At 65.2% G+C, this 11161-nt stretch carries 12 protein-coding genes; 7 read left to right on the top strand and 5 right to left on the bottom strand.

The window, feature by feature from the left end; translation table 11 throughout:
• Window positions 1–672 precede the first annotated feature (672 nt).
• The 3 genes from ACIQCY_RS16925 to ACIQCY_RS16915 form a co-directional block, all read right to left on the bottom strand.
• Window positions 673–1533: a universal stress protein gene (locus ACIQCY_RS16925; RefSeq protein ID WP_400485024.1), complete on the bottom strand. Its 861-nt coding sequence runs from the start codon at window positions 1531–1533 to the stop codon at window positions 673–675.
• Complete coding sequence (locus ACIQCY_RS16920; protein ID WP_400485023.1) at window positions 1530–2024, bottom strand: universal stress protein; 495 nt, start codon at window positions 2022–2024, stop codon at window positions 1530–1532. Before ACIQCY_RS16920 ends, ACIQCY_RS16925 begins: the two co-directional genes overlap by 4 nt.
• A 118-nt stretch (window positions 2025–2142) precedes the next feature.
• Window positions 2143–3162, bottom strand: a complete 1020-nt coding sequence (locus ACIQCY_RS16915) for a hypothetical protein (protein WP_400485022.1) — start codon at window positions 3160–3162, stop codon at window positions 2143–2145.
• A 167-nt stretch (window positions 3163–3329) separates the two neighbouring features.
• On the opposite strand from ACIQCY_RS16915, the gene ACIQCY_RS16910 reads away from it, so the two are divergent.
• Window positions 3330–4310, top strand: coding sequence for an alpha/beta hydrolase (locus ACIQCY_RS16910; RefSeq protein ID WP_400485021.1), 981 nt, complete (start codon window positions 3330–3332; stop codon window positions 4308–4310).
• Here ACIQCY_RS16910 and ACIQCY_RS16905 read toward each other — a convergent pair.
• Window positions 4307–5278 (bottom strand): 1-phosphofructokinase family hexose kinase, encoded by a 972-nt coding sequence (locus tag ACIQCY_RS16905; RefSeq protein WP_400485020.1) that lies wholly within the window; start codon window positions 5276–5278, stop codon window positions 4307–4309. The two genes, ACIQCY_RS16910 and ACIQCY_RS16905, sit on opposite strands and share 4 nt — an antisense overlap.
• 346 nt (window positions 5279–5624) lie before the next feature.
• On the opposite strand from ACIQCY_RS16905, the gene ACIQCY_RS16900 reads away from it, so the two are divergent.
• Complete coding sequence (locus ACIQCY_RS16900) at window positions 5625–6689, top strand: TerC family protein (protein WP_400485019.1); 1065 nt, start codon at window positions 5625–5627, stop codon at window positions 6687–6689.
• A gap of 10 nt (window positions 6690–6699) precedes the next feature.
• A complete protein-coding gene (locus tag ACIQCY_RS16895; protein ID WP_400485018.1) occupies window positions 6700–7131 on the top strand; it encodes a succinate dehydrogenase hydrophobic membrane anchor subunit in 432 nt (143 codons plus the stop codon).
• A 40-nt stretch (window positions 7132–7171) separates the two neighbouring features.
• On the opposite strand, the gene ACIQCY_RS16890 is transcribed toward ACIQCY_RS16895, so the two are convergent.
• Window positions 7172–7642, bottom strand: a complete 471-nt coding sequence (locus tag ACIQCY_RS16890; protein ID WP_400485017.1) for an Hsp20/alpha crystallin family protein — start codon at window positions 7640–7642, stop codon at window positions 7172–7174.
• A gap of 315 nt (window positions 7643–7957) precedes the next feature.
• Between ACIQCY_RS16890 and ACIQCY_RS16885 the strand changes: the two genes are divergently transcribed.
• The 4 genes from ACIQCY_RS16885 (at window position 7958) to ACIQCY_RS16870 (ending at window position 11005) form a co-directional block, all read left to right on the top strand.
• Entirely contained in the window at window positions 7958–8596 is a 639-nt protein-coding gene (locus tag ACIQCY_RS16885) for an AmiS/UreI family transporter (RefSeq protein WP_400485016.1), read from the top strand.
• A 32-nt stretch (window positions 8597–8628) separates the two neighbouring features.
• Window positions 8629–8916 carry an FmdB family zinc ribbon protein gene (locus tag ACIQCY_RS16880; RefSeq protein WP_400485015.1) on the top strand — a complete coding sequence of 96 codons (288 nt, stop codon included), beginning with the start codon at window positions 8629–8631 and terminating at the stop codon, window positions 8914–8916.
• Between the two features lie 34 nt (window positions 8917–8950).
• Window positions 8951–10207: a formamidase gene (fmdA, locus tag ACIQCY_RS16875; protein WP_400485014.1), complete on the top strand. Its 1257-nt coding sequence runs from the start codon at window positions 8951–8953 to the stop codon at window positions 10205–10207.
• Between the two features lie 348 nt (window positions 10208–10555).
• The gene (locus ACIQCY_RS16870) at window positions 10556–11005 is read left to right on the top strand and encodes a universal stress protein (protein WP_400485013.1); all 450 of its coding nucleotides are present in this window, start codon (window positions 10556–10558) and stop codon (window positions 11003–11005) included.
• Window positions 11006–11161 lie beyond the last annotated feature (156 nt).

Here is an 11161-nt window from a genome sequence, read left to right as displayed (position 1 = left end):
TACCAGCGCTAACCCAGCCGACACCCCGAACCTAGGCTCACAACACTCTGAACCCGGTGGTACTCGCAGGCCTCAAATACACCGGCTCACCAGCAGCGGTCCGGAGAGGGGCTGATCCCTCCTCTTCGTACTCGCTGACGCGACCCGTTCGAACGCTGCCGCCAACCGACAGGACGCGTTGCTCTTCGGCGGCCGGGTTCTCCTACGTGTAGGTGGAGACGACGGATGAATCCATGGCGCAGTATTGAGCGAGATGCTAGCGAAAATCGTCGGGTAGTGCAGGTTCCGCAGCGAGAAGCCGGTCAGGCCGGGGAACGTACTTCGGAGATCGGATGCCAGCCGGACGATGAGCCTGCTCCCCCAATATCCTGCTCCTGGCGCCAGCATGTCGCGGAGGGATTCGATGACCTGAACTTCCCTGCCATGCCGCTGATCATCGTCCTGATGGCTCGTGACCGGGCCAGGGCTACTGCTTCGCCGGCACGGCGCCAGCCCGGAGATGTCGCTGTCATCCACCGAATCCTCCTACGCGGCCTTCCGCAGAGGCGGGCTGATAAGGACATGACGTCGCCTGGCGCGGCGACTCTTCGGCGTTCCGCAGCGTCCACCCCGGCAGACAGGGCATTCCGCCCGCGATTCCGTGAAGAAGGTCGAGAACGGACAGCTGCCGCCTCACCGGACGACGACGACGTTGCCTCGGGCGTGGTGCAGGACGGCATGGACAGTGGACCCGAGTCGTACCCCCAGGGTGTTCTTCCCCTTGGCGCCCATGACGACGACGGCGGCGTTCTGGGCCCGCTCGACGATGAGTCCCGGGATGGATGGGGCGACGACGAGGTCGTGGGTCACGGCAAGGCCGGGGTACTCGGACAGAAGTGCGGAGGCCCGTTGCAGGATCTCCTCCCCATCCTCGGCCACCGGGCCGGCAGGTGCGTGCGTGCTGTGCGGCCGGACGTGCAGGAGCCGCAGTGACTTCCGCAGCGTTGTCGCGAGGTCAGCCGCCACCCCTACGGCTCGATCGCTCTCCGGAGATCCATCGACGGCGACCAGGACGGTGTCGTGGACGGGGCGGGCATCACGAACGACGATGATGGGGCACGAAGCGCTGGAGGCGAGGTGGAAGCTCACCGACCCGATCAGCAAGCCCGCGAAGCCGCCGAGTCCCCGGGTCCCGGTGACCAGGAGGGAAGCTTCTTCGGACAGCGCGGTGAGGCTACCGGAGGGCAGGCCGACGACGAGTCGATCGCGTACGTCGAGGCCCTCTTCGGATCGGACGGCGATCTCGTGTCCCTCTGCCAGGATCTTCTGGGCTTGCCGGCGCAGTCCACTGTCCTCGATTCCCGTGACGCGGCCCAGCTTCTCCGTGAAGTAGGGCCATATCCAGCAGTGGACGACGACGAGCGGCAGTTCGGCTGCCGCGGCATAGCGGGCAGCCCATAGAACCGCCCGCTTCGAGTCGTCCGAGCCGTCGTATCCGACGAACACGGGTTTGCGCTGGACGGGGTTCGTAGTGCGCCCGGTGCCGGTGGTCATGCCGGAACGGTGAGGGGCTGCGTGGCGGAGGGCTCGCCCTCGGGCAGCTGGAGCGTGCCGTGCGCGATGAGCACCGGGCAGGCGGAGCGCTCAGCGACGGCGGAACTGACCGAACCGAGCAGCAGTCCGACGAAACCGCCGTGCCCCCGGGAACCGACCACGACCATCGACGCCTTCCTGCTCTCGTCGATGAGGACCTGGGCTGCCGTACCCTTCAGGACCAGGCGCTCGACCGGGCACGGCGGTTCGTCCTTGAACGCGGCGGACAACGCCCGGTCAAGGGCGGCCTCGGCCAACTCGTCGGGATTCCACTCAGTGGGTATGTAGGCACCGAAGCCGACGGAGTACTGCCACACGGTGACCGCCTCGATGACGTCACCGGCAAGGGGAACAAGGTGGGCCGCGAGCTTGAGTGCGGCGATGGATCGGTCCGAGCCGTCGACGCCGACGACGATGACGCGCGGCTTGCGGGGTGAAGGGGTCGTGTCCATGCTCGCGTCCTGCTCCTCGGGTCTCCGGTGAAATCGTGTCCATGCATCGTCCCGGGTACCTGCGTCTGCCGATAGGGCCGAAAGGCCCCGTCATGGGGTGGCCAGAACGCGAACTGTCCTAGCTGGCGCCGTAGCCCGGGGTCCGCCCGGCCAGAGACGGGCCCGGCCCGCCTTGGTCCGCCGGTCCTGGGCCGATCGCCCGCCAGGCTTTGAGGAAGCCGTCGACGACGTCCCAGGCGGCGATGAGAACGAGGGGCGCGATGACGCCCACCATCCAGCCCTCTCCCCCGGCAACATCCGAGCCCAGACCGACCGCCTCGAAGAATGCCCCGTTCAGCAGTCTTCCCTCGGACAACAGGAGTACTGCCGGCGCGGTGAAGGCGATGTTCAGGCAGAGGTTGACGATAGCGGCCGCCCACGACCACCCTCTCGCATAGAGCCACCCTGCGAAGACGCATTCCGCGATGATCAACCCGAGGAACCAGGGAATCCAGAACGACCACAGGGCAGGCTCCAGGAGAGGGATGGGATTCCCGCCCGCATCCCGGACGACCGACGACACCTGCTGCCAGATGATCACTCCCGCGAAGAGCGCGAGGAACACGAGGGACGCCACGAATTCGGCGAGCCGAGCGTGCCGGGACCTGCCGGGCACCTGTGGCAGGTGCTCCGGAGACCACGATGGCCATGTACCGGCAGCAGAGCTTCGCTCGAGGACGACGAACAGGAGCGTGATCCAGAAGGCGATCTGCAGTGCCACCTGGATCGCCGTCGAAAGTGCGCTGCCGATGGCACCTCCGACATCGCCCGTGGCCAGGAGCCCTGTGACGAGGACCACCGCTGCGACGACGGGAACCGCGATCGCGGTGACGGTCTTGAGCAACCGCAGCCAGTCCAGGTAGTACCGCGGACCGATCAGCGTGAGTTGCCGGCCCGTGTAGGCTGCCGCAATCCGCTCCGGGTCACCCAGTTCCATCAGGGCTGCCGATTCCGCGCTAGCCTCCTGGTCGCCGGAGTCCACACGGGCACGAATGTCTTGCTCGATCCGATGGCGGACCTCGCGATCGACGTCGCAGCGCTGGGACTCCGGAACGGTCCGTAGCGCTGCCCACACGTAGCGGTCGGTCAGCGTTGTCATGGCTTATACCCTTCAAGCAGGCAATGGGGCGAGGCGGTAGTACTCCTTGGGCGTGATGCTTCATCGTCGCCCGGGCCGAGTGCCGTGGGGAGGGTCGTTCGGCACTAAATGGTGGGAATTGCTGCGGCCGCACCAGGATCCAAGCCATCTCCACCGCCAGGAACGTGTTGAATAATCAGGTCGTGGACCGGTCATGGAAGCAGGATGTCCTCGGTGAGGGATTCGAACAGCTCGAACTACCCCTGCCCGACAACGCGGTGGCAACCCTCGTCCGGTACACCGCAGCGACGCAACCCGACCCAGACCCCGTGGCCCTGGATGCGGATGTGCTCTATGTCCACGGCTGGTCCGACTACTTCTTCCAGCAGAAACTAGCGCGCTTCTGGCACCGTAACGGCGCGCGGTTCTACGCTCTGGACCTGCACAACTACGGCCGAAGCCTTCGTCCCGGGAACACCCCCGGCTTCGTCACCGACCTTCGGCACTACGACGCGGACCTCGCCGCTGCCCTGACTGCCATGGAACGCGGCCCGGAACGGCCCCTGATCCTGCTGGGACACTCCACCGGCGGCCTGATCCTGAGCTGGTGGGTACACCGCCATCCCGGCGTGGCGAGCGTGCTGATCCTGAACAGCCCCTGGCTCGAATTCCAGGGCGCCGAGCTGGGTCGACGCGCCATTTCACCGCTGGTTCAACTCCGGGCCCGACGCCACCCGCTGGCTCCCCTGCCACTTCAGGATCCGGGCATCTACTCGCGGTCGTTGTCCTCGGAGTTCGGCGGGCAGTGGACCTACAACAAGAGTTGGCGCCCGTACCGCGGGTTCCCTGTCACCAGTGCCTTCCTGAACGCCGTCTTTCAGGCACAGGACGCGGTCGATGCCGGTTTCAGCATCGACGTCCCGGTGCTGACCATGCTCTCGACCCGGGACTATCTCCAGCCCCGCTGGACAGAGACAGCCACCGAAGCGGATGTGGCCCTGAACGTGGACGTCGTGGCGCACCGTGCACTTTCCCTCGGACAGAACGTCACAGTCCTGCGGATATCCAAGGCCGTTCACGACATCTTCCTCTCCCCCGCGCCGGTGAGGAAAAGCGCTTACCGCCAGATGGAACGCTGGCTCGGCGGGTACCTCAGCCACCGGGACTAGCCCGGCAGCCACACCGCGGCCGGGAGGTCGGCCTCGAGACGTTCGACGTCGTCACGGTGGCACAGTTCGGTGGCGGGCGTCATCACGGCCGCGCTTCCGGCGGCGACGGCGGTGCGGAAGGCCGCCTCGGCAGGACGCCCCTGCGCGAGTCGGAGCACGAATCCAGCGAGGAAGCTGTCGCCGGCCCCGACGGTGCTGAGCACCTGCACCGGCGGTACCGGCAATCGGATCACGCCTGACTTCGAGGCAAGCACGGCTCCTGCTCCACCGAGGGTCAGTGCGACGTATTCCGCGGCCCCGGTTGCGACCAGCGCAGAAGCCGCATCCACCTGGCTCTGCGTGCTGTCGAGTACCGTGTCGAAATGCTCCCCCAGTTCCCGCCTGCTGGGTTTGACCAGGAAGACCCCCTCAGCCAGGGCCTGGGTCAGTGCCACTCCGGATGTGTCCACGATGCAGTGGGCGCCTCCCTCATGCACCATGCGGGCGACCCGCGCATAGAAGTCCTCCGGCACCCCCGGTGGGAGGCTACCGCTGGCCACCACGAATCCCCCTGGTGGGACCGACGAGGCAAGAGCGGACAGGCAGGCGCGCCACTCCGCCTCACTGAGCCGTGGACCCTCGAGCACGAAACGGAACTGCTTCCGGGTCGTCGCCTCATCGACGGTGAAGTTCTGGCGGGTACTGCCCTCGATCGGCACAACCAGGCTGGGAACGCGTTCGGCTACGATGAGCCGCCGATAGGCCTCCCCCGTGGCACCGCCTGCAGTGTGCACCGCAAGGGTCTGTCCCCCGAGACGCCGGACGACCCTGGACACATTCACGCCGCCACCTCCCGGGTCGAGGCGACTTGCGCTACAACGCAGCTTATGGACGCTGACGACCTGCTCCGTCGAGGTGCTGACGTCCAACGCCGGGTTCACGGTGAGAGTGAGAATCGGTTTCGAGCGGATCGGCTGAGAGGCTCCCATACGCCCCAGCATAGGAGCGGCGTTCGCTTCACCATCAGGGGCTTCCGGCCCACCCTGGTTGTCTCCGGGATCGCGGCGTTCCCGCGTTCAATGCCTGAAGTGCAAGTACCCGTTCGGTGCTCGGCACTTCTCCCGAGGACACCCGTACGGGATGAGAAGTTGAACCGTTCGCTCGAACCATTGCGGGATGGACCAGTATCTGCTTCACTATTCTGCACGGAGGGGAGTATCCCCTATCCAGCCCATCGTCACTACGGCAGCCCCAGTGCTACCCGGTGGGCAGGCTCCGAGGCGGGCCGGGAGAGACCTCCAGTTGGTTGAGCAACTGACTGGAAGCAGGTACTCCATGAACGTCCCCCTCTGGGTCTGGTTCGCTGTCATCGGGTTCATCGTTCTCATGTTGATCGTGGATCTTGTCGCGCATCGCACAGCCCACGTGATCAGCGTCCGCGAGGCAGCTGCGTGGTCGGCTGTGTGGGTCTTCTTCGGGGTCCTCTTCGGTGTGATCGTGTGGCGGTTCTGGGGTGCCGAGTTCGGGCAGCAGTACTTCGCCGGCTATCTCATCGAGAAGTCCCTCGCCGTGGACAACGTCTTCGTGTGGGCCATCATCTTCACCTTCTTCGCAGTACCCCGCGAGTACCAGCACCGTGTGCTGTTCTTCGGGGTCCTCGGAGCGCTCGTGTTTCGGGGGATCTTCATCGCGGCCGGTGCCGCGATCATCGCCAGCGCCGGCTGGGTCCTCTACCTCTTCGCGGCCTTCCTCCTGTTCACCGGAATCCGGATGCTGCTGCAGCGCGACGAGCACATCGACCCGGCGAAGTCCCGTGCCCTGAAGCTCTTTCGTCGGTACGTACCCATGACGGACGCATTCCACGGCCAGCGGTTCCTCATCCGGAAGAACGGGGTCCTGCTCGCCACTCCCCTGCTCGCCGTCGTCGTCCTGGTGGAAGTCACCGACATCGTCTTCGCCGTCGACTCCATCCCGGCGATCTTCGCCGTCACCGACGAGGTGTTCCTCGTCTTCACCGCCAACGCCTTCGCCATCCTCGGCCTGCGAGCCATGTACTTCCTCCTGGCCGACCTCATCCACCGGTTCGTGTACCTGAAGCTCGGGCTGGCGATCGTCCTGATCTGGGTAGGTATCAAGATGGCCCTGAAGATCGACGTCTACTACATCCCGACCACGGTCTCCCTCGCCATCATCACCACCATCCTCACCGTGTCCGTCGTCGCGAGCCTGAGGGCGACCCGCGGTCAGCAACGCCAGGCGCCGTCCCCGGCAGTGCCGCCCTTCCGCATCGCGGACACGGAGGAGATGGAAGCGCTCGAGCCGGTATGGGGCCGGAAGCGCGTCAGCGCCCGCGGCCGTCCGGATCGCCCGGATCGCCCGGATCGCCCGGGCGACCGGTAGCGGGAGAGCCATGCAACGCGTCGATCCGCCCCGACGAACGGGAGCCTCGAGCAATTTCGAGCTGGCGGCCTGGCTGTTCATGCGGTGGTCCGGGGCACTGCTCCTGGTCCTGATCCTCATCCACCTGTTCGTGAACCTCGTGCTGGGGGACGGTATCCAGGGCATCGACTTCGCCTTTGTCGCAGGCAAGTGGGCGAATCCCTTCTGGCAGTGGTTCGACCTGATCATGCTGTGGTTGGCGATGCTCCACGGAACCAACGGGCTGCGGGTCATCATCAACGACTATGCCGGGACCGCCTCGGCGCGGTTGTGGCTTAAGAGCATCCTGGTGACCTGTTCCGCGGTGATCGTCATGCTGGGCTCGCTCGTGATCTTCACGTTCGACCCCTGCCCCGCAACCACGGGCACGGAGTCGCTCCCGCAGTTCTGTGCGGAACGATGACCAGGAATCCGGATCAGAAGGGCCCGGGTCTCCGCCCGTCTCAGCCGCGGGTGATCGGAAGCTTCTTCGGCGCCTCGGGCTTCGCTGTGCCATCCGGCAGGGGTGTCCGGACCTCCAGCACTCCATCGGTGTACGTCGCCTTGATCTCTTCCTCCTTCACTCCCTCGGGGAGCTGGATGTCGCGCTGGAAGGATCCATAGCGGAACTCGGACCGGAATCGGCCCTTGTCCTTGCGCTCTTCCTTCTCCTGGCGTTCGGCGCGGATCCGCAGGAATGCATTTTCGATGCTCACCTCGATGTCCTTGTCAGGATCGACGCCGGGCATCTCTGCACGAACCACCAACTCCTTCCCATCCACGAATTCCTCGACGCGGATGGCAGCCGGCCCGGGCGAGGAATCGAAGAGGCGCTCCACAGAATCCAGCAGGTCCAGCGGGGACCTCATGGTGGTGTTGAATGGCGAGTTCCTCCGGCTCGACGCGAACGGGGACCATCGCAGCACATCGGACATGACAGGTTCTCCAATCAATAGGTGGCGAAGACCCAGCGCGGGCCGGTGTCCTTCGAGTAGATACCCGTGAAATCAGGACGAACAGGGACGAAAGACCCTGATCCTGCCATGCGGGTTGTTGCCGGCCGCACGAGTAACCGACGCTGTCCGCATCAGGAAAAGCAGGCCTTAAGTCCCTAAACGAGGCCGGCGGCGAGGACTACCCTCGGGTGGACAACACGATCAGGGGCTTGGAATCGGCAAGGCGTCCTGCCGCTCGGGCAGGACTCGGGAACTCGACAACGACACATATCTTCGATCGGCAGTGGAGCTGAAATGGGCAGTGTGGGTTTGCTCTACGTAGGTGCGGTGCTCTTCATCAACGGGCTGATGCTCGTGGGAATCATCCCCGGGAAGTCTGCCGCGATCCTGAACTTCTTCGTGGGAGTCATGCAGGTGGTGTTCCCCACGCTCATCATCCTGCAGGCCGATGGCGACGCTTCGGTCATCTTCGCAGCGGCCGGACTGTACCTCTTCGGTTTCACCTACCTCTACGTCGGCATCCTGCAGGTGACGGGTATCAGCGGTGAGGGACTCGGCTGGTTCTCCCTCTTCGTCGCCGCCTGCGCGGTAGTGATCGGAGTGCTGCAGTTCACCCTCGTGGGCGACCCGGTCTTCGGCGTCATCTGGTTCGTGTGGGCTGTGCTCTGGTTCCTGTTCTTCCTCCTGCTGGGCCTCAACCGGACGTCACTGACGACCATGACGGGATGGTTCACGGTCTTCATCAGCCACCTGACGGGCACCATCCCTGCGTTCCTCCTCCTCCTGGGCCGATTCGAGACCAACACGGCCAACGCGGCCCTTGTCGCAGCCCTGGCAGCCGTCGCACTGGCCGCCGCGTTCTTCCTCGGCCGGAAGGCGATGCGCAGCAGTGCCCAACCCGGGACGGCCGCGCACGTCTCCCCGGCCACCTGACCTCGCCGTCCTGACCAGAGAGCGAACATCCCATGGCCATATACGAGTACAGGTGCCCCGATGATCCCCCGTTCGAGGCAGCCCACCCCATCGGGGAGGCACCGGATACGTCGCCCTGCCCTGCCTGCGGAAGATCTTCCCGCAGGATCATCAGTGCGCCGCATCTGTCCATCGCGAACACCGCGGCCTTCCGACTGATCGATTCCACTCGCCGCAGTGCGTCCGAACCCGACGTCGTGGATACACGCATCCCGGGCTCTCCGCGCCGGGTCCCGCCACATTCGTCAAACCCGTTACATCGGAAACTGCCGCGACCCTGACCACGTGGAAGCGGCACCCTTCTAAGGAGAGAACATGCCCGCAAAGATATTCGCCCTGGACTCCAGCAAGAAGTTCGAGGATCAGGAGAAGATCGGCCACAACCGCTGGCACCCTGACATTCCGCCGGTCGCAACCGTGAAACCCGGCGATTCCTTTCGGGTGGACTGCCGCGAATGGTTCGACGGTGCAATCGTCAACGACGATTCCGCCGAGGACATCCTCAACGCACCACTGCTGACCGTCCACAAGCTCAGCGGACCCTTCGCGGTCGAAGGAGCGAAGCCCGGCGACCTGCTGATCGTCGACATCCTGGACGTCGGACCGATCCCGCAGGAGGACTCGGGCCCCCTGGCCGGGCAGGGCTGGGGCTACACCGGCATCTTCGCACGCAACAACGGCGGTGGCTTCCTCACCGACCAGTTCCCGGATGCCTACAAAGCGATCTGGGACTTCACCGGCCAGGTCGCAACCTCCCGGCACGTCCCCGGCGTCTCCTTCACGGGCCTGATCCATCCCGGCCTGATGGGAACAGCCCCATCCGCCCAGCTGCTGGCGAAGTGGAACAAGCGCGAAGGCGACCTGATAGCCACCAACCCCGACCGGGTTCCCCCTCTTGCGCTTCCGCCGGAGGCGGGACACGCGGTTCTCGGACACCTTCCGCAGTCGGAGTTCGACCGGGTAGCCGGAGAGGCGGCCCGGACTGCGCCACCGCGGGAGAACGGCGGAAATCAGGACATCAAGAACCTGTCCAAGGGCACCCGAATCTTCTACCCCGTGTTCGTGGATGGAGCCAACCTCTCCCTGGGTGACCTGCACTTCTCACAGGGGGACGGAGAGATCACGTTCTGCGGCGCCATCGAGATGGGCGGCTTCATAGACCTGAGGGTAGAGCTGATCAAGGGCGGCATGGACACCTACGGCGTGAGCGAGAATGCCATCTTCATGCCCGGTACCGTAGATCCGCAGTTCAGCCAGTGGCTTGCATTCTCCGGCACCTCCGTGACGCTGGACGGTGAACAGCGCTACCTCGACTCTCACCTGTCCTACCAGCGTGCCTGCCTGCACGCCATCGACTACCTGACCAAATTCGGCTACAGCCCCGAGCAGGCATACGTCATTCTCGGAGCCGTTCCCATCGAAGGCCGTCTCTCCGGCGTGGTGGACATCCCGAACTCCTGTTCCACGGTCTACCTCCCCACGGCTGTCTTCGATGTCGATGTGCGACCGTCCGCTGCCGGGCCACAGAAGGTCGACGCCGGGATCGGGGTGCCGCGCGCCAGCAACCGATAAGACATCTCCGGATCCTCCGGATCAGGAAGCAGCCCCACTGTCCGCGGACGCTTGCTGGTGAACAGTCGCAGACCGCGCTCCAGGAGACCCCCTTCACAACGATGTCGGACGCAGTCGCCCGGTCGCTGTCGGCGAAGTATCTCCATGGAGCCGGCCTCGGCAACGGCCGACCCGCGCCCTGATACGACGCCGAACCGGGTTGCGATTCCTCGTCACCGGTTCCTCGTCAGGGTCGCCGGTTCCTCGTCAGGGAAGGACGAAAGGCCCTACCGTGGAGCGCCGCTGGGAGTCAGCCTTCAGGGAGCAAGACCGTCATCCTGGTCCCGCACAGCACAAAGGAGAAACCTCATGAGCGCCCCCTCCACGTCACGGATTGTTGTAGGAGTCGACGGCTCCGGCCAATCCGTCGAGGCACTGCTGTACGCCCGGAAGCTGGCGCCCGTGTTCGACGCGACAATTCTCGCGGTTGCAGCATGGGACTATCCAGCCGACTATCCCGACTACGTGCCTCTTGGCACGAGCGAATTCGCCGATGCCGCGAGGATCCATCTCGACAAGGCCCTCGCTGCTGCATATGGAGACGACACTCCGGCAGCCCTCGAGAGCACAGTGGTTTTCGCCCACCCCGCCAAAGCCCTCGTCAAGGCGTCGCAGGATTCAGTCCTGCTCATCGTCGGGAGGCGAGGGCACGGGACCTTTCGCGGACTGCTCCTGGGTTCTGTCAGCGCCGGCTGCGTCGCCCACGCTCACTGCCCGGTCCTTGTCGTCCCTCAGGCCGCGGAGGACACAGGCGACTGATCCTCGTGCGATCCGCCCGCCACCCGGTGTCAGCTCCAGACCGCGTCCCTCGGGCATCCAGGGCAGTCTCGTTGCTGCGGTGCCGCAGTTGCGGCGCAGTGGTGACAAAAGACCCTGGAAGGACGGCTGCGTCGGGAAGGACTCCGAGGTGGCACA

Origin of the sequence: Arthrobacter sp. NPDC092385 (assembly GCF_044755105.1) — a bacterium.
In the GTDB taxonomy this organism is placed as follows: domain Bacteria; phylum Actinomycetota; class Actinomycetes; order Actinomycetales; family Micrococcaceae; genus Arthrobacter_D.
This window is presented reverse-complemented; position numbering and strand designations above follow the sequence as displayed.